General features: G+C 36.1%; 24 protein-coding genes. 10 read left to right on the plus strand and 14 right to left on the minus strand.

The window, feature by feature from the left end; translation table 11 throughout:
• Positions 1–35: 35 nt before the first annotated feature.
• The 6 genes from hflD (at position 36) to B9T35_RS05980 (ending at position 6,492) form a co-directional block, all read left to right on the plus strand.
• Positions 36–767, plus strand: coding sequence for a high frequency lysogenization protein HflD (gene hflD, locus B9T35_RS05955; RefSeq protein ID WP_086190193.1), 732 nt, complete (start codon positions 36–38; stop codon positions 765–767).
• A gap of 54 nt (positions 768–821) precedes the next feature.
• A complete protein-coding gene (gene purB / locus B9T35_RS05960) occupies positions 822–2,210 on the plus strand; it encodes an adenylosuccinate lyase (RefSeq protein WP_086190194.1) in 1,389 nt (462 codons plus the stop codon).
• Positions 2,211–2,352: 142 nt separating this feature from the next.
• Complete coding sequence (locus tag B9T35_RS05965; protein ID WP_086190195.1) at positions 2,353–3,000, plus strand: DUF2238 domain-containing protein; 648 nt, start codon at positions 2,353–2,355, stop codon at positions 2,998–3,000.
• A gap of 160 nt (positions 3,001–3,160) precedes the next feature.
• Positions 3,161–3,862 carry a VIT1/CCC1 transporter family protein gene (locus B9T35_RS05970; protein ID WP_086190196.1) on the plus strand — a complete coding sequence of 234 codons (702 nt, stop codon included), beginning with the start codon at positions 3,161–3,163 and terminating at the stop codon, positions 3,860–3,862.
• Positions 3,863–4,087: 225 nt separating this feature from the next.
• Entirely contained in the window at positions 4,088–5,299 is a 1,212-nt protein-coding gene (locus B9T35_RS05975; RefSeq protein WP_086190197.1) for a YeeE/YedE family protein, read from the plus strand.
• Positions 5,300–5,454: 155 nt separating this feature from the next.
• Positions 5,455–6,492, plus strand: coding sequence for an NAD(P)H-dependent flavin oxidoreductase (locus B9T35_RS05980; protein ID WP_086190198.1), 1,038 nt, complete (start codon positions 5,455–5,457; stop codon positions 6,490–6,492).
• Between the two features lie 122 nt (positions 6,493–6,614).
• Here B9T35_RS05980 and B9T35_RS05985 read toward each other — a convergent pair whose 3' ends face one another.
• Together B9T35_RS05985 and dusB are read right to left on the minus strand one after the other, a co-directional pair.
• On the minus strand, positions 6,615–7,139 hold the full coding sequence (locus B9T35_RS05985; RefSeq protein WP_086190199.1) for a DinB family protein: 525 nt from the start codon (positions 7,137–7,139) through the stop codon (positions 6,615–6,617).
• Positions 7,140–7,172: 33 nt separating this feature from the next.
• Positions 7,173–8,198, minus strand: coding sequence for a tRNA dihydrouridine synthase DusB (gene dusB, locus B9T35_RS05990; RefSeq protein WP_086190200.1), 1,026 nt, complete (start codon positions 8,196–8,198; stop codon positions 7,173–7,175).
• A gap of 83 nt (positions 8,199–8,281) precedes the next feature.
• On the opposite strand from dusB, the gene B9T35_RS05995 reads away from it, so the two are divergent.
• Positions 8,282–9,490 (plus strand): DUF1615 domain-containing protein, encoded by a 1,209-nt coding sequence (locus B9T35_RS05995; RefSeq protein WP_086190201.1) that lies wholly within the window; start codon positions 8,282–8,284, stop codon positions 9,488–9,490.
• Positions 9,457–10,110 carry an HAD-IB family hydrolase gene (locus tag B9T35_RS06000; protein WP_086190202.1) on the plus strand — a complete coding sequence of 218 codons (654 nt, stop codon included), beginning with the start codon at positions 9,457–9,459 and terminating at the stop codon, positions 10,108–10,110. Before B9T35_RS05995 ends, B9T35_RS06000 begins: the two co-directional genes overlap by 34 nt.
• Before the next feature lie 75 nt (positions 10,111–10,185).
• On the opposite strand, the gene proB is transcribed toward B9T35_RS06000, so the two are convergent.
• Both proB and cgtA read right to left on the minus strand, forming a co-directional pair.
• Positions 10,186–11,319, minus strand: coding sequence for a glutamate 5-kinase (gene proB / locus B9T35_RS06005; RefSeq protein ID WP_086190203.1), 1,134 nt, complete (start codon positions 11,317–11,319; stop codon positions 10,186–10,188).
• Between the two features lie 27 nt (positions 11,320–11,346).
• The gene (cgtA, locus tag B9T35_RS06010) at positions 11,347–12,564 is read right to left on the minus strand and encodes an Obg family GTPase CgtA (RefSeq protein ID WP_086190204.1); all 1,218 of its coding nucleotides are present in this window, start codon (positions 12,562–12,564) and stop codon (positions 11,347–11,349) included.
• A gap of 419 nt (positions 12,565–12,983) precedes the next feature.
• On the opposite strand from cgtA, the gene prfH reads away from it, so the two are divergent.
• Positions 12,984–13,472, plus strand: coding sequence for a peptide chain release factor H (prfH, locus tag B9T35_RS06015; protein ID WP_228147094.1), 489 nt, complete (start codon positions 12,984–12,986; stop codon positions 13,470–13,472).
• A 185-nt stretch (positions 13,473–13,657) separates the two neighbouring features.
• Here the strand turns inward: prfH and B9T35_RS18550 are convergent, their stop codons facing one another.
• The 7 genes from B9T35_RS18550 to B9T35_RS06050 form a co-directional block, all read right to left on the minus strand.
• Positions 13,658–14,143, minus strand: coding sequence for a hypothetical protein (locus B9T35_RS18550; RefSeq protein WP_213033354.1), 486 nt, complete (start codon positions 14,141–14,143; stop codon positions 13,658–13,660).
• A gap of 140 nt (positions 14,144–14,283) precedes the next feature.
• Positions 14,284–14,658 carry a winged helix-turn-helix transcriptional regulator gene (locus tag B9T35_RS06025; protein ID WP_086190205.1) on the minus strand — a complete coding sequence of 125 codons (375 nt, stop codon included), beginning with the start codon at positions 14,656–14,658 and terminating at the stop codon, positions 14,284–14,286.
• A 101-nt stretch (positions 14,659–14,759) separates the two neighbouring features.
• Positions 14,760–15,440 carry a hypothetical protein gene (locus B9T35_RS06030; protein WP_086190206.1) on the minus strand — a complete coding sequence of 227 codons (681 nt, stop codon included), beginning with the start codon at positions 15,438–15,440 and terminating at the stop codon, positions 14,760–14,762.
• Positions 15,441–15,451: 11 nt separating this feature from the next.
• Positions 15,452–16,183 carry an MFS transporter gene (locus B9T35_RS06035; RefSeq protein ID WP_086190207.1) on the minus strand — a complete coding sequence of 244 codons (732 nt, stop codon included), beginning with the start codon at positions 16,181–16,183 and terminating at the stop codon, positions 15,452–15,454.
• Positions 16,184–16,509: 326 nt separating this feature from the next.
• The gene (locus B9T35_RS06040; RefSeq protein WP_086190208.1) at positions 16,510–16,698 is read right to left on the minus strand and encodes a hypothetical protein; all 189 of its coding nucleotides are present in this window, start codon (positions 16,696–16,698) and stop codon (positions 16,510–16,512) included.
• Between the two features lie 305 nt (positions 16,699–17,003).
• Positions 17,004–18,461, minus strand: coding sequence for a glyceraldehyde-3-phosphate dehydrogenase (locus B9T35_RS06045; protein ID WP_086190209.1), 1,458 nt, complete (start codon positions 18,459–18,461; stop codon positions 17,004–17,006).
• Between the two features lie 407 nt (positions 18,462–18,868).
• Entirely contained in the window at positions 18,869–20,599 is a 1,731-nt protein-coding gene (locus B9T35_RS06050; protein WP_086190210.1) for a hypothetical protein, read from the minus strand.
• A 280-nt stretch (positions 20,600–20,879) separates the two neighbouring features.
• Here B9T35_RS06050 and B9T35_RS06055 point away from each other — a divergent pair, with 280 nt between their 5' ends.
• Complete coding sequence (locus B9T35_RS06055; RefSeq protein WP_086190211.1) at positions 20,880–21,632, plus strand: glucose 1-dehydrogenase; 753 nt, start codon at positions 20,880–20,882, stop codon at positions 21,630–21,632.
• Between the two features lie 185 nt (positions 21,633–21,817).
• Here B9T35_RS06055 and rarD read toward each other — a convergent pair whose 3' ends face one another.
• From rarD to uvrB, 3 genes are all read right to left on the minus strand, one after another.
• Positions 21,818–22,744 carry an EamA family transporter RarD gene (rarD, locus tag B9T35_RS06060; protein ID WP_416202419.1) on the minus strand — a complete coding sequence of 309 codons (927 nt, stop codon included), beginning with the start codon at positions 22,742–22,744 and terminating at the stop codon, positions 21,818–21,820.
• A gap of 318 nt (positions 22,745–23,062) precedes the next feature.
• Positions 23,063–23,656, minus strand: coding sequence for a lipocalin family protein (locus B9T35_RS06065; RefSeq protein ID WP_416202424.1), 594 nt, complete (start codon positions 23,654–23,656; stop codon positions 23,063–23,065).
• Between the two features lie 114 nt (positions 23,657–23,770).
• Positions 23,771–25,792, minus strand: a complete 2,022-nt coding sequence (gene uvrB / locus B9T35_RS06070; RefSeq protein WP_086190214.1) for an excinuclease ABC subunit UvrB — start codon at positions 25,790–25,792, stop codon at positions 23,771–23,773.
• Between the last annotated feature and the right edge of the window lie 168 nt (positions 25,793–25,960).

Raw genomic sequence — 25,960 nt, forward strand, 5'->3', positions numbered from 1 at the left:
TTTTTCATTTGAAAATAGTTTAAAGGAATTTAGGCATGGTTGAGTTACCCTTTCAACAGCCTCGTACTTTGAATCAACGTCAAAATCGTGCCTTGGCGTTAGCAGCTGTGTTCCAAGCAACACAGCTGACCAATATGACCGCCATGTCTGGAAGACAGAGTATTGGTGAAAGTGGTAACTTTTATCTAGAACAATTGATTAAAGCCAGTTTAAATATCCGCCCTGTTGCCAATACAGCAAGTCAAACTTTAGATTTTTTTACGCAACTTGCTGATATTTCTTTGGGTTTAAAAACACTCGAAAGCAGTATCACTCAACCATTTAGTACCTCACCTAAATCTCGTATTCCCAAATTGGCAAATGCGAAACTTCCTATGTCTTATGCCATGTCTTTATTGGCATTAGAAAAGAAAGTGTACGGCGATCCTAAATGTGTTGAAATTATTGAAAAGTCTCAACAAAAAATTCTAAAACAACTTTCTTTCTTTGATAATAACTATCTACATCCCAGTATTATTGCCAATTTAGCGCAAACCTATGTAGAAACTGCAGGACAAATCAATCCACGTATTCTCGTTCGAGGCAATGCTGAAGCTTTTAAAGATGCTTCACATACCAATCGAATTCGCGCTTGCTTATTTACAGGCTTACAGTTGGCTCACTTATGGCGTCAATTGGGCGGTAGCTCATGGAATATGATTTTCAGCAAGCGCAAACTACTTCAAGATATTCAAGATCTCGCTCGTTTACAGTATCAGGTGGTTTAACCTGATGTGTATTGAGTTCCATTTCGGTTTAATTCCAAAATTTAAGGAATCTCTATGAACGCTTTAACCGCACTTTCTCCATTAGATGGACGTTATGCGAGCAAATGTGATGCTCTACGCCCTTTCCTCTCTGAGTTTGGTTTAATCCATGCTCGGGTGACTGTTGAAGTACGTTGGTTACAAGCGCTTGCGAATCGTCCTGAAATCAAGGAAGTTCCTCCGTTCAGTACAGAAACCAATGCTGCTTTAGATGCAATTGTGTCTAACTTCTCTGAAGATGATGCGAATCGTATTAAAGAAATTGAACGTACCACCAATCATGATGTAAAAGCCGTTGAATATTTTCTTAAAGAGAAAATTGCACCGATTGCTGAATTAAAAGATGCAGGCGAATTCATTCATTTTGCTTGTACTTCTGAAGACATCAACAACTTGTCGCATGCTTTAATGTTGAAAAATGGCCGTGATGTTTTAATCACATCAATGCAACAGATTATTGATTCAATTGTGGCTCTTGCAGAAACACATGCAGAACAACCAATGTTGTCTCGTACTCACGGTCAAACGGCTAGCCCAACAACTTTGGGTAAAGAAATGGCGAATGTTGCGTACCGTTTAGCGCGTCAAATTAAACAATTCAAACAGGTTGAATTGTTGGGTAAAATCAATGGTGCCGTCGGCAACTACAACGCACATTATTCTGCTTATCCAGATATTAATTGGCCTGCACATTCTCAAGCATTTGTAGAGTCTTTAGGTTTAGATTTCAATCCGTACACCACACAAATTGAACCACATGATTATATGGCGGAACTTTTTGATGCATTGCGTCGTTTTAACACGATTTTGATCGACTTTAACCGTGATGTTTGGGGCTATATCTCTTTAGGTTTCTTCAAACAACGCTTAAAAGATGGTGAAGTTGGTTCTTCAACCATGCCACATAAAGTCAACCCAATTGACTTCGAAAACTCTGAAGGTAACTTAGGTCTTGCTAATGCTGTATTGGCACATCTAGGCGAAAAATTACCAATCTCACGCTGGCAGCGTGACTTAACTGACTCAACTGTTCTACGCAACATGGGTGTTGGTTTTGCACAAAGCTTAATTGCTTTTGAAGCGTGTTCAAAAGGTATTGGTAAACTTGAGCTTAATGCTGCACGTATTCTTGAAGATTTAGACCACGCTCAAGAAGTATTGGCTGAACCGATTCAAACGGTTATGCGTCGCTATAACGTTGAAAAACCATACGAAAAATTAAAAGCACTGACTCGTGGTCAAGCAATGACACGTGAAATGATGGTTGATTTTGTCAATGGTAATGAACTTGTACAGGTTCCTGCTGAAGATCGTGCTCGTCTCGCGACAATGACACCTGCAACCTATACAGGTAATGCTGCTGAACAAGCAAAACAAGTGAAAGATTTAATTTCTAAAATCTAAAACTATTTTTCAAGATAGGCTTTTATATAAACTACCTATTCTTGATTAAAAACAATATTTCTTAAAAACGAAGCTTCGGCTTCGTTTTTTATTACATGGATTCACGTTACAATAGTGTGACGATTAACACAGAAAATAAAAAATGATTTATCACAACCTGACAATAAAACATTGGCTTACTTTAGCTGCACTTGGATTCGCGATTCTTATTGCCAGCATTCATCCTTTAGAATTTCCATCTTATCTGTTGCATCAGATTGGAACCGTACTGATGCTGGTTGCCCTTTTCATCTGTCAAAAAAAAATTGGACTCAGCTACCCGACTTTTCTACTTTATATTCTATTTTTAGTCATTCATGTGATTGGAGCGCACTATCTGTATTCTTATGTGCCCTATAACGACTGGATTAAATCCATCTTTCATTTTGATTTAAATCAAAGTATGGGCTGGTCACGTAATATGTATGATCGCCTTGTACATTTTGTTTATGGCTTATTTCTTTATCCTTTTTTCTATCGCTTATTTCAAGTTTGGTTACCGAGTTTAAAACCAAAAACTTTATTTATATTGGTGATTCAATTTGTCATGGCAAGCAGTCTATTTTATGAGTGGATCGAATGGTGGATTGCTATTGGACTATCACCAGAAGAAGCAGAAAACTATAATGGTCAACAAGGCGATCTTTGGGATGCACACAAAGATATGTTTTTAGCAACAATCGGGAGCATTATTACAGGGCTCATTCTGCTTATACGAACACCTGAAACCATGAATCGATCAACTGTTTAATAAGCTTAAATAGAAGATATTTTGTATAGAGCCTTTACAACTCATCTAGTTTTTAAGTTGTTATATTTGAGTGACTGATTTCATTTATAAATGAATCAGTCATGACAATATCACTCAATTCAATTATGCTTAAATTGAAATAATAAAATGATTTAAGTCTATGTCACATTCTCATCATGCTGAACAACATTATATTCATCGGACTGGATGGTTACGTGCTTCTGTGCTTGGTGCAAATGATGGGATTATCTCTGTTACCAGTTTAGTGATGGGAATGGCAGCCAGTGGTGCTTCTACACATACTTTATTAATTACCTGTATTGCTGGATTAATTTCAGGTGCAACCTCGATGGCGGCAGGTGAATATATCTCTGTAAAGTCTCAAGCTGATATTGAAGAAGCAGATTTAAAATTTGAAGCCCGTGAATTAGAAAAAAATCCGCATTTAGAACTTAAAGAACTCACACAAATTTACATTGATCGCGGACTGACACCTGAATTAGCACATGAAGTTGCTGTACAACTTACAGAGAAAGATGCTTTAGAAGCCCATGCTCGAGATGAGATTGGAATTAATGAGGTGACCTCAGCAAAACCATTACAAGCGGCTTTTTCTTCTGCACTCTCTTTTTCATTGGGTGCACTCTGCCCAATGCTCTCTATTATGGTCAGCCCTGAAAAATACTTGGAAATAACCGTCTTAATTGTGGGAATTATCTCTTTAAGCTTACTCGGTGCTTTATCCAGTTATTATGCAGGGACATCTTTAATTAAAGGGAGCTTACGTGTCACGGTTTGGGGGGTTTTAGCAATGGCTTTTTCGACTTGGATTGGTTCACTCTTTCAAGTTGGTCCATTATAAATATAAGATATCTTGCATAAATCCTTTTATTTATTGCTAGAGGATAAAAATAATCCGTTTCTGAATAGTGAGCGAAGCTAGCTATAGTTTATATAACATTTATTGATATAGCGTATCAATTATTCTCAGTCATATTCAATAGAATCTGCAAAGTCCAATCATATTTACGCATGCATAATAGACTAAAATAGCGTGATTGATCTCCTATATTCTTAAAACTCTCCTATGCCTGTTTTAGCTGAAAAATCCAATCGATCTAATCCCTCGATTTGGATTGCTGTTCTATTGTTGCTTATTGGCACGATTGGTTCATATCAAGTTGTTGGTCTAAACCAAGCTTTATTATTTATTATTGGTGGTGCATTGGGCTTAACCCTTTACCACGCATCCTTTGGCTTTACTTCAAGCTGGCGTGTCTTTATTAAAGAACGTCGTGGGCGTGGTTTACGTGCCCAAATGATCATGTTAGGACTTGCTGTTCTTCTGTTCTTTCCAGCCTTAGGTGCAGGTCAACTCTTTGGTCAGCCTGTTACTGGTTTTGTTTCACCTGTATCTCTATCTGTTGCTATTGGTGCACTGATTTTTGGTGTCGGTATGCAATTAGGTGGTGGTTGTGCATCAGGAACACTCTATACAGTGGGTGGCGGAAGTGCACGTATGATCGTGACGCTTATTTTCTTCTGCCTTGGTTCACTCATTGCAACCTCACATTTAGACTGGTGGTTTAACCTACCGCATTTAGCACCCATTTCCGTAGTTGAACAATTAGGCGTTGTCCCTGCAATTATTGTCAATTTCATTCTATTTACGATCATTGCTATAGTTACTGTTATTTTAGAAAAGAAACGCCATGGTTCACTTGAAGTAGAACCTCAAGCTGAAACTCAAGGTTGGAAACGTTTTATACGAGGTCCTTGGCCTCTCGTTTGGGGTGGAATTGCCCTTACTTTACTGAATTTCGCAACTTTAGCACTTGCAGGTCGTCCTTGGGGTGTCACTTCTGCACTTGCGGTTTGGGCTGCAAAATTTGTAGATATGGTGGGTTTTAATGTCGCAAGTTGGGACTATTGGCAACAACCTGCCAATGCAACAGCGTTAACACAACCGCTTTGGTTTGATATTACATCAATGATGAATTTCGGTATTATGATTGGTGCTTTATTGGCGGCAAGCATGGCTGGAAAATTTGCACCCAATTTTAAAATTCCTAAACGTTCTATTATTGCAGCGGTGCTTGGTGGCTTACTTTTAGGCTACGGTGCGCGTTTAGCATATGGTTGTAACATTGGTGCATATTTTAGTGGTATTGCATCTGGAAGTTTACATGGTTGGTTATGGCTTATTTTTGCATTTATTGGTAATAGCTTTGGCGTAAAATTACGTCCATACTTTTTCCCTAATGAGAAAGCACAACCTGAAAAACTCACCAGTTGTTAATAGCGATACACTTACTTTTAAAGCTCATCATATGATGGGCTTTTTTATCTTTAAAGTTTCTTTATCCCCTCTCAATATTTCTAGACTAAATACTGAATATTATTTGCCATCTTCCAGATGCTTAGCTACTTTAGAATAAACTCAGGAGCCTAAACATGACTTTATTAGAACGTTTAAATATCAAGCATCCTATTTTATTAGCACCCATGGCAGGGGTTTCCACACCTCAACTTGCAGCCGAAGTGTCTAATCATGGGGGTTTAGGTTCTTTAGGATTAGGCGCAAATTCAGTTGCGGTCGCAAGAAAACAAATACTAGAAACTCAAGCCCTTACACCGCATCCCTTTCAAGTCAATTTCTTTTGCCATCAATCTACAGAAGTGGATGTTAAAACAAACCAAACTTGGATTGAGCACTTACGACCAGAATTCGAAAAATTTGGGACAAGCCCTCCTACAGAACTAAAATGTATTTATCCGAGTTTTTTGGATAATGATGATTTTTTGAATTTGGTTTTAGAGACAAAACCAAAAGCCGTCAGCTTTCACTTTGGCATTCCGCATGCTCATCAAATTCAAAAACTTAAAGATGTAGGTATTATGACGCTTGTTTCTGCGACCAATTTAGCTGAAGCTAAGATGATTGAAGAGGCAGGCATTGATATTCTTATTGCGCAAGGCATAGAAGCAGGTGGACACCGTGGAATCTTTAATCCTTTATTGGATGGAGCATTAAATACTTCTGATTTGGTTCAACTGATTAAAAAACATTGCTCAGTGCCTGTGATTGCTGCAGGTGGTATTATGAATGGTCAGCAAGCAAAAAAAATGCTGGACTTAGGTGCAGATGCCGTTCAGCTTGGAACTGCTTTTATACAATGTAAAAGTTCCAGTGCCAATGCAGTATATCGTAAAGCTTTATTCGCTCAACCCTTTACTCAAATTACTGCTAGCATTTCAGGACGCCCCGCACGTGGTTTAATCAATCATTGGCAAGCTGAAATAGATCGACCTAATCGTCCGCAAGCTGCTCCCTATCCTTATGCTTATGACCTTGCAAAACGGCTCAATACCCTTGCCATTAAGCATGATCATATTGATTATGGCGCATTTTGGGCAGGCAGTAATGTTGCTCAGATCAGAGAATTAGAAGCAGGTGATTTAATCAATCAATTAATTTTAGAAATGGATTGATTGAACAATGTATAATCCCTCTTTATTGTGCCTTAAGCAACTCAATAAAGAGGTTATGAATACCAATACAAGCTGTCTAATCATGACTATTACAAAATCTTTAACTTAAAAATCAGATATTTTTATGATTCATTTTTCTTATTTAATCTATTTTGCTCTGCCAACATATAGACTAAATCTAATTCAGGACAATCATATCCCAGTGCAGTTAAAGCTGCAGTAATCTGCCCACGATGATGTGTACCATGATTAAAAACATGCATCAGTGTTGCTGTAAAAGGTAAACACAATGCTTCACCATTTGAACGCTGATAACTCAAATCACTAACTAAGCGAGATTCATCTAGATCTTGAATAAAATTAATCCAATGTTTTGACTTAGATTGAAGCTCATTTAACAGTTGAGTTTTATCATGATGAACGATTGTATCTAATGCAATACTAGGTGATATCCCATCATTAAAACGTGAGTACCATAAATAATGCTCGCCCAGTAAAAGATGATTTAAAGTGCCTGAAATGCTTTTAAAAAATAGACTTATATCTTTATGAAAATCATCATCTGAAACATTTGTTAAATGCTGAATCAGACGATCTGTTGCCCAAATATTATAATGTGCGAGAAGCAGTAAGTTTTCTTTAGTCATCCCCACAAACTCCTCTTTTTATTAAAATCTACTTTATTTCGTTTCCAATAAATTCACAACTTCAACCTGCACATCACTCATTACACTACCCTGATCAAGCAAATGATTAAAATAATCTTCTACCACTTTTGCTTGTTCAAGTGTACTTTCAACTTTATACATACTTTGACGAAATTCATTACTAAAACGTAAACCTTTGGTATACCAAGCAATATGCTTGCGCGCAATACGACAACCTGAATATTCACCATAAAATTGATACAACTCAGACAAATGCCCAAGTAAAACATCTTTCACTTCCTGAATATCGGGTGCAATTAAATGCTCACCTGTTTCCAAATAATGTGCAATTTCACGAAAAATCCATGGTCTGCCTTGTGCTGCACGACCAATCATGACCGCATCGGCACCTGTATAATCCAGTACATATTTTGCTTTTTCAGGACTGTCGATATCACCATTGGCAATCACAGGGATTGATAAGGTCTGCTTTACTTCTTTAATTAAACTATAACGTGCGGTATTTAAATACATATCTTCACGTGTACGACCATGCAATGCTAAAGCAGCAATCCCTGCCTCTTCTGCACGCTTTGCGACTCGCATAATATTTTCATGACCATTCATAAAACCTAAACGGGTTTTAAGTGTCACAGGGACATCAACCGCTTTAACTACAGCATCTAAAATACGGGCAACTAAATCTTCATCTTTTAATAATGCTGAACCTGCCAATTTATTACAAACTTTTTTTGCAGGACATCCCATATTAATGTCTACAATCTGTGCGCCATTTGCAACTTGATAACGCGCAGCCTCAGCAAGTTCACTGGGTTCAGAGCCTGCAATTTGTGCCGAAATGGGTGCCAATTCACCATCAAAATTTGCCCGATACAAACTTTTTTTACTCATTCTTAAAGTTTGATCTGACGTCATCATTTCACTCACTGCATGCCCCGCACCAAAGTACTTGCACAGTGTTCTAAATGGACGATCAGTGACTCCCGCCATAGGAGCAACGATTAAATTATTTGACAGTTGGTACGGACCAATATACATATATATTCATACATTTTTCGACCGACATAGTATACTGCATCAGCCAAATCGGCTCACCTTTTTCTGAGTTTGTTTTCATCGATATGAAAGAATCTAGTCAACATCGCTTCCTTCTTAAATCCCTCAGTGTGCTAGCAATATCACTCAACTTAGTTGCCTGCGGGAATGGGTCTTGGTTTTCTCAGGATGATGAACCTCAATTAAAGGATGAACAAATCAGAAAATTGATTCCAAGCCGAGTCAATGATCGTGACTCTTGGGCAAAAGATATTTATTCAATTTCAGAAGAGTTAAAAATCCCAACCACCAAAGATAATATCTGTACGATTATTGCCGTGGTCGATCAAGAATCTAACTTTGTTGCAAATCCTGTCGTTCCAGGTTTAGGTGAAAAAGCAGTTAAAGAAGTCACAACGCGCTTAAATGAAAAGTTCGAAGATAAATTAGGCACCACCATTGGTGGACCTATTGCATCATATTTTGAACAAGTTTTAAAAAATCAACCGACGCCTGAAGATAACTATTTAAAACAAATGCGTAAGGTCAGAACGGAAAAAGACTTAGATGTTTTATACCGTGAAATTTTTGACTATATGTCAAAACACTATCATGTCAGTGCATTAACTGGTGCAGCCAAACTGGTTGGACAAGACATTGGCGAAAAGATGAATCCAATTACAACATTGGGTTCAATGCAAGTGCATATCAACTATGCCAAAGACCATAAACGCAATAGCATGAGTACCAATGAATTACGTGATAATTTATATACGCAATTTGGTGGTTTATATTATGGTATTCACCGTTTAATGATGTATCCTGCTGATTATGATAAAGCCATTTATCGTTTTGCAGATTTTAACTCTGGCATCTATTCCAGTCGTAACGCTGCATTTCAAAAAATGGTTGATAAATTAAGTGATGTAAACTTAGCACTAGATGGTGATCTACTTTCTTATGATAAGAATGGTGATCCTAAAACGGCCATTACTGATACAGAAAAAACCTTGATTTCGCTTTTCACACGTAACGGTATTTTGGTCACGCCTAGACAACTACGCAGTGATTTAAAGAAAGAAAAAGATAAAGATTTTGAAAAGACCCAAACCTATATTGCGGTAACCAAATTATATAAAAACAAAACAGGCAAAGAGCCACTCTATGCAATTATGCCTGAAGTTGTTATTTCAGGTCCTAAACTCAGTCGTGATTACAACACAAATTGGTATGCTAGTCGGGTAAATGGAAGATATGAAACATGTATGCAACGTGCCAAAAGAATACGAATCTAGCCTTATTTGATTTTGATGGAACCTTATGTAAAAAAGACAGTTTTACAGGGTTTATCTTTTATGCACTTTCAAAACGGCATATTGTTAAACAAAGCATTAAAATTTTGCCGTGGATACAAGCATATTATTTAAATATCTACCCTGCTCATGCGATGCGTCCAAAACTATTCAATGCAATGTTTGCTAATGCCAATGCAGACGAAATTTTAGAATTGGCAGCAGAATATGCACCTAGACTTTTATCTCAATTAGACCACTCACTTTATCAACAATTTTTAAAACATAAGCATAACGGGGATGATATTGTCATTGTTTCCGCTTCTGTTGATTTATATTTAGAACAAGTGTGTGAATTATTGGGTGTCAATTTAATTTGTACTGAAACAGAAATAAAAGACGGTTTTTTTACAGGGCGTTATTCTACAGCGGATTGCAGCAGTGAGCAGAAGCGACTAAGAATTTTAGAAAGTTATGATATTCATCAATATCATAATATTTATGCTTATGGGAACAGTGTAGAGGATTTAGAGATGCTCAGCCTTGCCAATTACAGCTATATGGTGGGTGAAAGTAAGACTTTACCGTCTTTAGAAAAAGAGGAAAAATTTGCTGAACAGTAAAAGCTAAAAGCAATTACTCCAAAGAAATAAGCAATAAAAAACCTCGCCATAGCGAGGTTTTAAGCATTAAGAGAATTAATAAATTGCCATATGATTGCGATGAATCATTTCTAAAGAACGTGCTTCACCTAAAACTTGATGAACTTTATCAGAAGATAGACCCTTTACGATTTCAGCTGAACGCGAGCTAAAATTAACACGCCCTACTGCAATACGTCCACCGCTCTGATCAACACACTCAACGACATCACCCCGTTCAAAATGCCCTTCAACAGCTTTCACGCCAACAGGTAATAAACTACGATGATTTTCTTTAATGGCTTTTACCGCACCATCATCCAAAACCAAACGTCCTGCTGTTTGCAAATGAGCCGCTAACCATTGTTGATGTGCTGTAATCCGATCATTGTCTGTAATGAATAACGTTCCCAACATCTCACCACGCATTAAACGTGCAAGAACATGATCACTTTCACCACTGGCAATGAGTGTAGGACAACCCGATTTAGCTGCTAAACGTGCAGCGCGCACCTTGGTCAACATACCACCCCGACCAAACTTACCACCACCACCTGCCATATCAAATAGACTTTCATCTAAAGCACGCACAGTTGAGAATAGTTTAGCATTCGGATTAGAACGAGGATCAGAATCAAACATGCCCTGCTGATCTGTCAAAATAATCAACAAATCAGCATGAACTTGACCCGCAACCATCGCTGCAAGTGTATCGTTATCACCAAAACGGATTTCATCTGTTGAAACCGTGTCATTTTCATTAATGACTGGAATCACTTTCCAATCAATCAAATTCTGCAAAGCATCACAAGAATTAAGATAACGACGACGATCCGCCAAATCGTCATGTGTTAATAGAACCTGAGCTGTTTGAATGCTGTGGTTTTCTAAAACACTTGACCATGTATGAATTAAACCCATTTGACCAATGGCAGCACAAGCCTGAAGACTAGGTAGATCGGTGGGTCGGCTATCAAGCTTCATTCGAACCATACCTTCAGCCACAGCACCCGAAGACACAAGAATAATCTCATGTCCTGCATTGTGTAGATCAGCAATTTGTTTCGCCCAATGCGAAATTGCCTCTATATCTAAACCTTGCCCGTTTGCTGTGAGTAAAGATGATCCGATTTTAACAACGATTCTTTTGCAAGCTTTGAGCTGACGTTGCCCATCTACCACTTCTATCATCTTGTCCTCAGTTCCATTTTTTACGTCTTATCGAACGTAATGTACTTCCATTTCGCCATCATCTTCACCGTCCTCTTCATCATCATCTTCAGCAAGCAAGCCTGCGAGACGTTGTTGACGACGTAATTCACGATAAGCATCTTTCGCTGCAAGCGTTTGTTCACGTGTTTCAGCTTCAAGCTGATCACGGAATGCTTTCATTTTCGCTGCATATTCAGGATCTTCAGCTTCGAGTTCACGTTGCTGTTCAATTTGATCCATTAGATAATACACAACTGGTTTTGTTCCTTCTTCAAGCAAACCTGAAGTTTTAAATACAGGACCATCCCATTGCATTTCTTGAAGAATATGATTACACCATTCTTCTTGAGTATCATCATCCAACTGATCAAGTTTGTTCAATACAAGAACGATTGGTAGTTGAGCCAATGTTGGAGAGAATTTTTTCAATTCTTCCATAATTGCTTTCGCGTTATATGCAGGATCTGAACCATCAATCGGCTGTACATCAACAATATGTAAGAGAATACGCGTACGTGCCAAGTGTTTTAAGAAGCGAATACCAAGACCCGCACCTTCAGATGCACCTTCGATTAATCCTGGAATATCAGCCATCACGAATGAACGATGACGATCCGCATCTACAACACCAAGGTTTGGAACCATTGTTGTAAATGGATAATCTGCAACTTTTGGTTTTGCTGCTGATACTGCACGAATAAAGGTCGATTTACCTGCATTCGGCATACCCAACAAACCAACATCCGCAAGAACTTTAAGCTCTAAACGAACTTCACGATATTCACCTTTAATACCATGTGTACATTTACGCGGTGAACGATTTGTTGATGTTTTAAAGTGGGTATTCCCTAAACCACCATCGCCACCCAAGGCAACCATTATTTTTTGACCATCTTCAACCAAGTCACCAATAATGTCACCTGATTCAATATCTACAATGGTCGTTCCTACAGGAACTTTTAAGATGATTGATTCACCACCACGGCCTGCACAGTTTGCGCCACGACCATTTTTACCGCGTTCTGCGCGGAACTTACGGGTATAACGATAATCTACAAGTGTACTGGTGTCGTCGTCTGCTTGAACATAAACCATACCACCACGACCACCGTCACCACCATCTGGACCACCAAATGGTACGAATTTTTCACGGCGAAAACTGGCTACGCCATTGCCACCGTCGCCAGCCTCTACGGTAATGACTGCTTCATCAACAAAGCGCATGCTGCCAATCCTCTAAATACTTTAAAACCGCATATTCTGCCATATTTTGAAAAATTTCTCGAATAGTATTATTCAGCAATACATGAATTTTCCTATTTTGACTGGATTTTAATGAGTAACGCAGACCTATAAACGTATTTTATGGATGAGGCTTAGTTATTTTTAGGCTATTCTTTATTAAACATTCAGGTTATTATTTTAACAATATGGTGAAAAATAATACTTAGACAATTTTTTATCATTAGATATATTTGGTTAAATCATTCTCTATCAACATATCATATAATTTTTAAATTAAATAAAAAGGAACATCCTATTGTCTATCGTCCAAATTAGTGCTGCGCTTGGACCCGCAGAATGTGAACTCGCTGTTAAATACACGCTTCAAGAAATGCAAAAAGAAGCAAAATCAAAAAAAAATTGAACTTGAAATGATTGAAGCTTTTGCAACTCAATATGGTTATTCATCACTCTTACTGAATATTTCAGATGATGCTGAAATTTGGCTCAGTTCATGGCTTGGAACTATTCAATGGACATTTCAAAGTCCAATTCGACCGAATCATAAACGTAAAAACTGGTTTGTTGGAATCACCAAATTTGATCTACCCAAGCAATTTCCCAATGATGGCACAATTATCTTTCAAGCTTGCCGTGCATCAGGTGCAGGTGGTCAACATGTCAATACAACCGATTCTGCTGTACACGCAACACATGTTGCTTCTGGCATTAGCGTCAAAGTCATGTCCGAACGTAGCCAACATGCAAATAAAAGATTAGCAAAAGAATTAATTGCCTTAAAATTACAGCAACAATTAGATAGTCAATCTGCTAACAATCGTCAGTCACAACATCAGCAACATGCTTTAGTTGAAAGAGGAAATGCTGTACGAAGTTTTAGGAAGTAATATTAATCACATTACTTCAATCAACCAACAAGTAAGCTAATATTAATCATCAGCTTACTTTATTTAATTAGCTATTGATTTTACTACTTAATAAATATACATACTTATTAAAACTTCAGTGAACCAAAAAATTATTTTTATCTTTCACATACAAGGATTATAAGAGCATTCTGCTTTATCCTTTTTTAGAGAGTCCTTTTATACAGAGAATATTCATACATATCATTTTTTAGATTATTGAAATTTTTCTCGTACTTTCCCTTACTACTAAATAGTTCATCTAAATTTATGGAGTGAGATTGATGATAGTAGCTTCCAAAGCTTATATATGAATCATGAAAATTTTGTATCATTTCTAGAGTATCTTTATGTTTATTCTTAAATTTTATAAGTTGTAACCTCTTAACTATATCCATATTTAATTCTCGGAAGTTAATAAATCGTTCTTTATCAAAATCATTAGGCACTTTATTCTCTATAGACATTGCCATCATATCTTCTAAAACTATATTTAATTTCGATGGTATTTTTTCTATTAAGTTGAATATCTCACGAGATTCTATAGATATTACTTCACTACCTTTTTGCTTTTTCCACTGATTAAATATATGCAGAGCTACAAAAGCTCCTATCAAAGTACCTAAAACCCCTATTAGATCACTACTACCCATCTACTATCCTTTTAAAATTTATACTTTGATCTATTTCACTCTCAGACTTTCTTAAGCTTATTATTATCCAATTAATAAATATAATTACTTAATTTAAAAAACTTTAAATCTAGTCGCATATTCTTTATATGTTAATCCATTTACTTTCTCACCCTTTCTTTATTTTCAATAATTTCAGGTAAGCTTCGCTCAATCCAACCAATTAAATAATTTAATTTTTCAGCGGCTTGAGCACCTAAAATTGTTAACTGATACTCCACTTTTGGTGGCACTTGTGGATAAACTGTCCGCAAAATAAAGCCATCTTTTTCCAAAACCTTCAGCGTTTGAGCAAGCATTTTTTCACTCACACCATCAATGCGACTTCTCAGCTCGCTAAAACGCTGCACACCATCACTTAAACAACGCAGAACCAATACCGACCATTTACTGGTCAAGTGTTCCAATATTTCACGTGATGGACATTCGCTAGATAAAACCTGCCCGAGTAATGTACTGCTTGCATAGGTACTCATTCATCTTCTCCAAAGCACTATCCGCTTACTTTCAGGTATGTACTTACATTAAGTAAGTTAAAATAGCACAATCATTTAAAACAGTACATAAATCAATCAGGTTAAGGACGAATATTTCGTACAGGTAAATCAATTTTCATTTCTAAATCCGCTAAAGATTGTCGTTCTTGGTTATACATGGTGGCATCAAAAGTTGCAATTTTACGCATTGTCATCGGGTCATTAATATTCAAAGTCGGTTTTAAAGTATGTTTAAGAGGCAAATGAACTTGCTCATCGAAACCTAGTTCTACTGGCCCACTGAAGTTAATTTTGATTGGAAGCTCATAGGTTCTTTTTAATTGAAAAGGCACACTTAAATGAATTGGGATATTCAATTTTAAGGGGAATTTCGGTAATAATTTATTTTGGTAAACCAAATCTGTTGTTGTCTCTAAAGGCATGATTGTATCGATATTAATGTACGTTGAATAATCAATATGAACCGTGATGGGCGTTGTGACTACAAAACTTAAATCTGCAAGATACTTGCCTTTTAGCGGTAAATTAAGCTCACGATCAATTGCAATTTCAGTCGATAATGCACCTTTTGCATGTGTTTCTAAATAATTTCCGACATGAATTTTAGTCGGCAGGGAATGTGAAAGTTGAATTTGTGCATTCAGTGCTGAAACCTGCATGGAAGCTTGTACATTCAAATATAACCAAAACAAAACAGCAATTAAGATGACTACGACGATAAAGCTTAATATTAAGTTTTTAGCAGAATTGAATATCCACATCGTGATTACCCTTATTCTGTTTGAGCTGTTGAAGAATTGGTCTTTTCAACAGGTAGCGTTGGTTTTTCTTCTACATCTCGCGACAGTCTTAAACTACTTAAAGGAATTTTTAACTGACCCTTTTCAATTTTGACTGGCAATGTATTTTGTACATCTACTGTTGCTTGTAATGCCGATTTAATCGGAACATTTAAATGCCCTTGAATTGGAATCTTGGCTTTTAATGTTGTATCCAATGGAATATGTAAATTTTCTTTTAAAACCGTTTTAACAGGTGCATCAAATTTTAAATGAACATTTTGATTTAACGGAACTTGTAATTGAATAGGAACATTCATTTGAATTGGAATGGTTCCTTTCAATGGTAAAGTAATATCTTTTCCTAGAACGCGAATCTGCACCTGAGTATCAATAGGCATATTCTGATTGACTTTTAAAATCTCATTAACAGGAATGATGGTTTGAATCGGAACTTGATTATCAAAATAAACCCGTGGCGTCAGCGTTTGAGTAAGCGGAATGCTGAGTTTTTCATGAATTGGGATTTCTGCATTGACCTGCCCTGTTACATCAACATTTAAGGCATCATGAATTTGAACTTTGGCTTGTAGTGGTTCTTTCAAATCAATACTGACCGCTTGATTTTCAAGTGGAATATAAATATTGAAATGCTTAAATATCCAAATTGCGATGAGCACACCACATACAGCAGCCACCACAATAAAACTCAGCCCAGCAATCATTGATTTAATTTGCAAATGATCTTCCTTAATACATTTTGTTTTTATCAATCTATGATTTTATAAGTTTATGCGAAATAGTTTGCGATTTTATGTATCAAAGGCGATGCAATTTGTTGTTAAATTTGATTAATATTTAAAATAAGAATCTGGCCAATAACATTGTACTCGCATCAATTCCCCCTCTTTATTTATACTTAAACCTGCCATTGCAGCATCTTGCTTTATCTTAAATTTAATCTTAGAGAAATTCTTTCTAGCTTGCATTGTTGATATATTAAAATATAAGGTCTAATTGATTTGCTTGGCAATATTTCCGTAGGAATATTTTATTTTATGATTGGAACACCCCTATAAGTTACATTTTTCAAAGGAAATAGAGTACTACTATAGACTGGTTGTTCAATATATTTTGCTTTACCTGTAAATGGTTGCAATTTTTTATCTAAACCCGATTCAGAATCATATAAATCATAGCCTTCACGAATTGAACAATCACTCTCATAACGATCTTTCATAGTTGGTATTAAATCTAAAGATTGAGCATTCAGTTACGAATTGATTAATACAAATCCTAAACTCATCAATATGATTCGTATGCTTCTCTTATACATTATCATTTCTCTTTTTATATTTATTTAGGATGCTGAATAAACATCTTATATAACGATGAATAGCCTCTTTATTTTTATCCTGAAAGAAAAATTATAGCTTGTTATACAAGAATTATAGATCTGAATAAAATTAACATGAAATATAGACACAAAAAAAGAGCTTCAAATGAAGCTCTTTTTCAATTTATTTACAATACTTGCTTTACAAATTATGCATTTGTTTCAGCAGGAACTTTTGGATAGCTTACGCCACACATTTGTTCAGCAATACGTAAAACTTGGCAGCTATAACCGACTTCGTTGTCATACCAAACATAAGCAGTTAAACGAGTCCCTGAAGTAATCGTTGCTTGAGCATCAAATACACCCGCTGTACGTGAACCGATAAAGTCCGAAGATACAACTTCAGTCGAATTGGTATAACCAATTTGACCTTGAAGGCTAGAATTGATTGAAATTTGACGAATATATTCGTTCACTTCTTCACGATCAACTTCTTTCTCAAGTGTTAAGTTCAGAATAGCTAAAGATACGTTTGGTGTAGGAACTCGTACTGAATTACCTGTTAATTTACCTTGTAACTCTGGTAATGCTTTAGCAACAGCTTTAGCCGCACCAGTTTCAGTAATCACCATGTTCAACGTTGCAGCACGACCACGACGATCCGCTTTATGGTAGTTATCAATCAAGTTCTGGTCATTTGTAAATGAGTGAACTGTTTCAACGTGACCATTCAGTACTTTATATTTGTCATGCAATACTTTAAGTACAGGTGTAATTGCATTCGTCGTACAGCTTGCAGCAGAAATGATTTTATCTTCATCTAAAATATCAGTATGGTTTACGCCATAAACAACATTTTTCATTTCGCCTTTGCTTGGTGCAGTCAATACAACACGAGCAACGCCTGGGCATTTCAAGTGTTGAGCAAGACCTTCAGCATCACGCCATTTACCTGTGTTATCAATCACAAGTGCATTGTTAATGCCATAAGCTGTGTAATCTACTTCTGCAGGGCTAGAAGCATAAATCACTTTAATAAAGTTACCATTGGCAATGATTGCTTCATTGGCTTCATCTACAGAAATTGTGCCTGCAAATGGACCATGAATAGAATCACGACGAAGTAAAGAAGCACGTTTTTCTAAATCACCATCAGATGATTTACGAACAACAATTGCTTTTAAGTTTAAGCCACGACCTAAACCTGATTGACCAATGATCAAACGTGCAAGAATACGACCAATACGACCAAAACCGTAAAGAACAACATCTTTAGGTTCAACAATTGCAGGATTACCTTCAAGTGATTTTACTGCTGTTGCAACAAATGCATCAACATCACCACCTTTTTCTTTGTATTCAACTGCAAGTTTACCTAAATCAACTTCAGCAGAACCAATATTTTCTAGTTTCGCCAAAGCTTCAAGAATAGGGAAAGTATGAACAACAGAAAGTTCAACATCCATCATACGTGTACGACGGTGTGCTTTTAAAATCTGAATTACTGAACGGTTAACTAAAGAACGTCCGTAAACTGAAGTGACAATATTTTTCTCACGGTATAATTGACCGATTAATGCAATCATACGTTCCGCGATTTCTTCACGGTTTTTCCAGCGACCTTGGTGCTCTGCATGTAGGGCGATGATAGTGTCTTTGCTCACAGATACGTCCTCTATTTATGTATATCTAAACTTGATTTTTAAAACCCCATAATTGTAATGGAATTCTCAAATAGTTGAAATCGAAACGACGTATATTTTTATTATGAAATAAAATATTTGCCATTCATTTTAAACTTAGTGAATGATTTTATTTGTATTTTATTTATTTCCCTAATATTTCTATCAGACAAAAAACATACAGTGCTTTATAACAATTCACATTGGCTTGTTCATAAAAATTCATTTTCCTTATAGAGAAAACAAATATTCATAAAAAACTTATTATTCAATGTATTAGACTTCGCATATAAAGCCTTTTTATTTACCCATCAAAGAGAAAAATAAAGAAGTTATTATCCTTGCCCAAGATGCTATTCATCATAAAAATATCATGAGTACCATTTCACTTATTTATTCGGAGAAAAACGTAAATCGTAGCTCATAATTGAAGCATTAAAATCATCAAAATTGAAATCGACTAAATTTTCAGGCAATTTCATCAGCAAAGGTAAGCGTGTCAGTCCATTATCACCGTTTGGAAAAGCATAATGACGCTCTAACTCACTCATCGATGTTAAGCTTTCAAATTCAATAAACACACTATATTTAGGTAAGCTTTTTGGTACTGCCAACATGTCTAAATATGCTTGTTTCTTAATTCGAATTGAAGCCAAATTTGCTTGAGTAATATCTTTTTCTACTTTCTCACCTTTCATCATGCGTTTTAGAAAAGACCCTTTTACGGCAGTTTGTTCTACTTTTAATTGTGACATATAGGTTTTTAGATCACGATAATCCTGCATATGATGAGCCAATACTTCTTGAACTTGCTTGAGTGGTTGTTGTGAACGCTCATCCATAATGTTCCACTCATGACCATGCAAAGGAATAAAAGCCTCATCCTTTCTTTTTTCAATGAGTTTTAAATAAGCCAATAAACGATATTCGAATAACTGTACTTGTGCATTAAAAAACAAAGCGGGTTGTTCTTTAAAATCACGGTAGTGGGAGAGTATTTCCGATAAGATTCGGTGCACGCTCATAAATAAATATTCAAATTCTTCAATATGAGATAAATCATTTTTCACAGCATTTCTAAGTGGTACTAGGATATGGTTTACCAACATATTTTCAATATTTTTAATATAATCCTGTGCAACAGTATCGCTATTTTTTCCTACAGCACCTAAAGGTTGCATCAAATAAGGAATGAATTTTTTCTCTGTAAAACTTTCAAAGTCTGAAACAATTTCGAGTACATCCTTGTGTACTTGGTGCTGAATCGTGATCATCTTCTGTAAATGATCAGAAACTTCATCAATATATGAATTTTCTTTTACGCGCTTTAAATCAACAACTACACCATTCAAATAAATCTGATCTTTATCTTCATATTCAAGATGATCTTCAACTAAAAAACGGCGAATTGAATATGGGTTTTGCTCAAAATTTGGAATAGGTGCGATTAAAAAAATGAACTCTGAGGTTTGAACGATATCAAATTTTCGAAAGCCCTGTTCTCTCAAAACAAAGTATTTAAAAAAAGGATGTTGCATCGTTTGTGAATACTTCGGCAGTAACGGTTTAAACCAATAACCCAATAATTGTTGCTTAATATACACTTCAATAATAAAGCATTTGATTTGTTCAGCTGTCAGTTGGCGTATACCCTTCGGTCGGTCTAATTTTAGACTACGAATGATATTAGCCACATCTTGTAAAAACACACGTCGGATTAATAACTTTTCACGTTGTATAATCAGATCATCATTGACTGGAATTAAGTCTATTTGTTTAAGTGCATTTTCCAAATAATCTGCAATTTGCATACTATCACTGGTTTTTTTCAACCAATCTGTAGACTTCCCCAGTTTTGCTGCAATAGAACGCATTCTTTCATTAGAAAAACTGTGTTTTAGAATATCTAAGGAATTGTTAATTTTATATTCAAAACTATTGGCGATTCTATTCCATTGAATATCTTTTGGTTTTAAAATTTGACGATCTATTTCTTCACGTATTTCAATGTTTTCTTCATCAAAAATATGAGACACGATTTCCTTCCAATTCAAATCAGTGCTTGGCTCTAATTGCAACAAAGTTGCTCGAATCTGGTAAGGAATCATTGTCGTATTCATAATACTCACATCTTTTTTTATTATCTATCATTAGCATTAATTATGTTAACTATTTAACACTTTTTTTAATTATTGTTCAACAATTATCGTAAGTCTTATTTTAATTTTTATCATAACTTACAACAATTCAAAATATTAGATTAAACCTCATCATAAAACAATGAGTCAAATTCTAAACTACCAATAACATCAATAAATTTAATAATTAACGTTGCGCATAATAAAAAAAATTGATATCAATATTCATTCATGGAATAGTTGATTGAAAAGGATAAGAATTATGTCGCGTTTAAATAATAAAATAGCAGTTGTGACTGGTGGTGGTTCAGGTTTTGGTGAGGCAATTGCAAAAATTTATGCACACGAAGGCGCTAAAGTTGCTGTTTTAGATCTAAATTTAGATTCTGCTATACGAGTTGCAAAAGAAATTGGGGATTGTGCCATCGCCATTCAAGTGGATGTGGGTAATTTCCAAGCTGTACAACTCGCGACTCAAGAGATTATGCAAAAATTAGGTATCCCCGATATTCTAGTGAACAACGCAGGGACAACACATAAAAATATGCCCATGTTAGAGGTCGATGAAGATACTTTTGATCTGGTTTTCCGTGTAAATGTAAAGTCGATTTATAATTTCGCGCATGCACTTGTTCCTGCCATGCGTGAAAATGGTGGTGGTGTAATCTTAAATGTAGGCTCGACCTCAGGAATTCGTCCTCGCCCAGGTTTAACTTGGTATAGCGGTTCAAAAGGTGCTGTAAATATGCTTTCAAAATCAATGGCTGTAGAACTAGCATCCAGTAATATTCGTGTGAATGCAATTTGTCCAGTAATGGGAGCAACAGGAATATTGGAGACTGCGATGGGTCTTCCTGATACGCCTGAGAATCGTGCAAAATTTATTGCAACAGTCCCTTTAGGCCGTTTAGCAGAACCATCAGACATTGCAAATGCTGCATTGTATTTAGCATCTGATGAAGCAGCTTTTATTACAGGTGTTGAATTCCCTGTAGATGGTGGACGTACTATTTAAAATTTTAATTGCATCAAATTAAGTCTTATTAATAAAGCATGTCTAGACGAACAAAGTGCTGATGTTCGTCTAGACACTTTAGCAATGTCTATAATATTAAATATTTTATAAAACTTGTGAACAACTTTCTAGAAGTGACAATAAGCAGCTTATTGATATCAGATATCTCATTCAAAACAACAATCTCATGCTCTACCATTCTGCTTTTCAATATTTCGCTTTAAGTTTTTAGACTTTTGTTGTTGTGTATATAGATGCCAAATTCCTTCAATCACCAAAATACCGACTGCACACCAAATTGGAATATAAGTAAACCATTCACCTGCACCAATACTTTCACCCAAAACTAAAGAAACCAGTGCCAATAATACAGGCTCTAAATAACTCAATAATCCAAATAAAACCATGGGTAAATAGCGGCTTGCAAGTATATAACTCCCTAACCCAATTGCACTTAAAATACCTAAACCTGCGACAATTAAAAATAATGAAGGTGATTCAGCAAATTTAAGATAAGGGCTTAATCCTGTTTGAGTAAAATAAATAGCAATTGGAAGGCACAATACAATATCCCACCAAAAGCCACCTAAATTATCTGTACTCATTTTCTTACGAATGAAAAAATAAAGAGAATAGCCGATAGCAACTAGCATGGTTTCCCAAGCAATACTGCCTAAACGCCACAATTCATGTCCAACACCCACAACTGCAAAAAATACAGCAACCATTTGAAATTTAGATAATTTTTCTTTATAAAAAACACTACCCACAAGAACCAAAACCAAGGGTAAAAGGAAATATCCCAATGAGACTTGTAAACCTCGCCCATTCATTGGCCCCCATAAAAAAAGCCATAACTGCACACAGCTCAAAAATGACGTGACGATGAGCATTAATAATAAGGCAGGTTTTTGCACTATTCTTTGATAAATTTCTTTGACGTAACGAAGATCACCACTGAAATACATAAAAAGACTTAAAAAAGGTAACGTTGCAACAATGCGCCAGCCGAAAGTTTGTTGACCGTCTAAATCACCTAATAATTGGGTGTAAAAATATAAAATACCGAAAGTAATAGATGCCAATACTGATAGCATTACGCCCTTAAACATCAATCACCTCAAACTAAACATCCCAAAAGACAAATGTCTTCATTCAATTTTTTCATTTTCCTGAGTGAGATTGAAACATATACCCATCAAAGTACAAGAGAAATTTAAAGTACTTCAACATAAACCATCCATCTTTTATAATAATGAGTTTTTACAGTCCATGTTGAATAAGCTTCATTGCAATAGATTAAGAAATAAATAGACTATTCACAGTGATGATAAAACAGCTAATTAATATGAAGATGTCTCACCTTTAGCATTTCAAGGGTGAAATTAAAACTGAGCTTAATTTTGAGCAAATACTATGTGGATTTTTATTTATTTAGCTTTAGTTTGTGGTATTTGAATGATATTTTTGATGTTATAGCCTAGCGATTTTGCATATTTTAGATATTCATTAACCATCGCTTCATCTGGATGCGGATCTCTAGACAACACCCATAAATATTTGCGTGTGGGCTCTCCGACCAAAGCCATTTGATAATGTTCATCTAATTTTAAAATCCAATAATCACCACGACCAACAGGAATCCAACGTACAGCTTCTGGTACGAAACTCACTTTAAATTTACTATTGTAAGGCTCATTAATCACAAAAGCTTCGCCAAAACTTTGCTGTAAATTCCCTTCACGATCATAACAACGATTATCTACAGCAATATTGCCATTCTCATTCACCGTATATATCGCTAAAACATCTCGAGCACACTGTTTTTGAAAAGACATGGGTTTACGAGCAACTTCGTACCACACCCCTAAATACTTATCTAATTCAACCTTTTCTACTGTAGGCAAACTCTTGCTTTGAGCATAGGTTGTTGTCCCAATCGCGACGCCCCAAGCAAGTGTTCCACTCAGAATAACTTTGGTCCAATGCAACCTTATTTGTGATGAATTATTATTCATAATAATTTCAGGTACCTTATTCTTTTATCTTTTACTCCATTCAAAGATATAAGGTTTTACATTAACCATTGTATAAATATGTATCTTAGGTCGCTTTCAATGACATCAATAGATTTTAACTCATTGCAACAATTGAGCTTTTAAACGCAAAATTTCATCACGCAAACGAGCAGCCTGCTCAAATTGCAATTCTTTAGAAGCTTTCAACATTTCTTTTTCAAGTTTGGTCAGATGCTTAGTGAAAAGTTTAGGATCAGACAAAATATGGCGCTCATCCGCAGTTAACGCTTTTGCCTGATCTGAAATATTCGCTTCAATTTGATCATCTTCAAGTATTTCACCACTGTCAATTTCTTTCACTTTTTGACGAACTGTACTCCGCGGAATAATCCCATGCTCTTCATTAAATTGCATTTGTTTAGTACGACGACGATCCGTTTCATCTATTGCTTTGCGCATTGAATCAGTAACACGGTCTGCATAAAGAATCGCTTTACCATTTACATTACGTGCAGCACGTCCAATGGTCTGAATCAACGAGCGTTCAGAACGTAAAAAACCTTCTTTATCTGCATCAAGAATGGCGACCAGTGATACTTCTGGCATATCCAAACCTTCACGCAACAAGTTAATGCCGATTAAAACATCATGTACACCCGTGCGTAAGTCATGGATAATTTTAACGCGTTCAACGGTATCAATATCTGAGTGTAGATACGCAACTTTGACACCATATTCTTTTAAATACGATGTTAAATCTTCTGCCATCCGTTTGGTTAACGTCGTCACCAAAACCCGTTCATCTAATGCTGTCCGAATATTAATCTCAGATAAAACATCATCAACTTGAGTTAACACAGGACGTATCTCAATGGTCGGATCGACAAGTCCTGTTGGACGCACGACTTGCTCAGCCACTTGTTCTGATCGTTCTAACTCATATTTTGCAGGTGTTGCACTAACATAAATCGTTGTTGGCACAATGCGCTGCCACTCTTCAAATTGCATCGGACGATTATCTAAAGCACTCGGTAAGCGGAAACCATAATTCACTAAATTTTCTTTTCGTGAACGGTCACCCTTATACATTGCTCCAATTTGTGGAACAGTCACATGTGACTCATCAATAATCAGCAAGGCATCATCAGGTAAATAATCAAATAAAGTCGGTGGCGCTTCACCCGATGGACGACCTGAAAGATGACGTGAATAGTTTTCAATACCGTTGGTATATCCCAACTGCTGCATCATTTCTAAATCATAACGAGTACGCTGTTCAATACGTTGCGCTTCGACTAATTTATCGTGTTCTTTGAAAAAAGCTAAACGCTCTCCCAGTTCCTCACGAATTGTTCCAATTGCACGATATAGATTATCTTTTGGCGTGACATAATGACTTTTAGGATAAATCGTCACTCGTGGTGCTTTACGGACGAGCTTTCCAGTAAGCGGATCAAACCAGCGAATCGAATCCACTTCATCATCAAACAATTCAATACGAATTGCATTCTGATCAGATTCCGCAGGAAAAATATCGATAATTTCACCCCGAATTCGATAAGTTCCTCGTAAAAATTCCAATTCATTACGGGTATATTGCATTTCCACCAAACGGCGAATAATATCGTCACGACTAATTCGGTCACCCTGTACAATATGTAACAGCATACTCATGTAAGCATTCGGATCACCCAAACCATAAATGGCTGAAACAGAAGCAACAATAATGGCATCTTTACGCTCTAATAAAGAACGTGTTGCCGAAAGTCTCATCTGATCAATATGATCATTAATGGCTGAATCTTTTTCTATAAATGTATCGGAAGATGGAACATAAGCTTCGGGTTGGTAGTAGTCGTAATAACTTACAAAATATTCAACCGCATTGTTTGGAAAAAAGGACTTAAATTCACCATACAATTGTGCCGCAAGGGTTTTATTGTGTGCCATCACAATGGTTGGACGTTGTAATTGTGAAATAACATTCGCCATTGTATAGGTCTTACCAGAACCTGTTACCCCTAGTAATAACTGATCGTGATAACCCTTTTTTACTCCTTGTACAAGTTTTTCAATCGCTTGAGGTTGATCACCCGCAGGTTGATAAGGCGTGACAAGTTCAAAAGGTTGGTTCTCATTCACAGATAATTTCTCTATGTATTCTAAAAGGCGTAGCTTATCAGATGCAGATTTGGACAAGCTGTTAAGTTTCTAGATATTGGGGATAAATCATTTTATTCAAGTAATATAACTTGACCCCATTGCAATTCAATTGCAACATGGAAAACACGCCGATAAAAGAAGTGAAAT

This window comes from Acinetobacter sp. ANC 3832, from assembly GCF_002135415.1.
GTDB lineage: Bacteria > Pseudomonadota > Gammaproteobacteria > Pseudomonadales > Moraxellaceae > Acinetobacter.

Coding starts and splice junctions, on each gene's coding strand:
- B9T35_RS06030 (WP_086190206.1), bottom strand. CDS start 15,440: ATGTGGATATTCAATTCTGCTAAAAACTTAATATTAAGCTTTATCGTC.
- B9T35_RS18550 (WP_213033354.1), bottom strand. CDS start 14,143: ATGGGTAGTAGTGATCTAATAGGGGTTTTAGGTACTTTGATAGGAGCT.
- B9T35_RS06000 (WP_086190202.1), top strand. CDS start 9,457: ATGTATGCAACGTGCCAAAAGAATACGAATCTAGCCTTATTTGATTTT.
- proB (WP_086190203.1), bottom strand. CDS start 11,319: ATGATAGAAGTGGTAGATGGGCAACGTCAGCTCAAAGCTTGCAAAAGA.
- B9T35_RS05975 (WP_086190197.1), top strand. CDS start 4,088: ATGCCTGTTTTAGCTGAAAAATCCAATCGATCTAATCCCTCGATTTGG.
- B9T35_RS06025 (WP_086190205.1), bottom strand. CDS start 14,658: ATGAGTACCTATGCAAGCAGTACATTACTCGGGCAGGTTTTATCTAGC.
- cgtA (WP_086190204.1), bottom strand. CDS start 12,564: ATGCGCTTTGTTGATGAAGCAGTCATTACCGTAGAGGCTGGCGACGGT.
- B9T35_RS05980 (WP_086190198.1), top strand. CDS start 5,455: ATGACTTTATTAGAACGTTTAAATATCAAGCATCCTATTTTATTAGCA.
- B9T35_RS06050 (WP_086190210.1), bottom strand. CDS start 20,599: ATGAATACGACAATGATTCCTTACCAGATTCGAGCAACTTTGTTGCAA.
- purB (WP_086190194.1), top strand. CDS start 822: ATGAACGCTTTAACCGCACTTTCTCCATTAGATGGACGTTATGCGAGC.
- hflD (WP_086190193.1), top strand. CDS start 36: ATGGTTGAGTTACCCTTTCAACAGCCTCGTACTTTGAATCAACGTCAA.
- dusB (WP_086190200.1), bottom strand. CDS start 8,198: ATGTATATTGGTCCGTACCAACTGTCAAATAATTTAATCGTTGCTCCT.
- B9T35_RS05995 (WP_086190201.1), top strand. CDS start 8,282: ATGAAAGAATCTAGTCAACATCGCTTCCTTCTTAAATCCCTCAGTGTG.
- B9T35_RS06040 (WP_086190208.1), bottom strand. CDS start 16,698: ATGAAAGATCGTTATGAGAGTGATTGTTCAATTCGTGAAGGCTATGAT.
- B9T35_RS06035 (WP_086190207.1), bottom strand. CDS start 16,183: ATGATTGCTGGGCTGAGTTTTATTGTGGTGGCTGCTGTATGTGGTGTG.
- B9T35_RS05970 (WP_086190196.1), top strand. CDS start 3,161: ATGTCACATTCTCATCATGCTGAACAACATTATATTCATCGGACTGGA.
- B9T35_RS05965 (WP_086190195.1), top strand. CDS start 2,353: ATGATTTATCACAACCTGACAATAAAACATTGGCTTACTTTAGCTGCA.
- B9T35_RS05985 (WP_086190199.1), bottom strand. CDS start 7,139: ATGACTAAAGAAAACTTACTGCTTCTCGCACATTATAATATTTGGGCA.
- B9T35_RS06055 (WP_086190211.1), top strand. CDS start 20,880: ATGTCGCGTTTAAATAATAAAATAGCAGTTGTGACTGGTGGTGGTTCA.
- rarD (WP_416202419.1), bottom strand. CDS start 22,744: ATGTTTAAGGGCGTAATGCTATCAGTATTGGCATCTATTACTTTCGGT.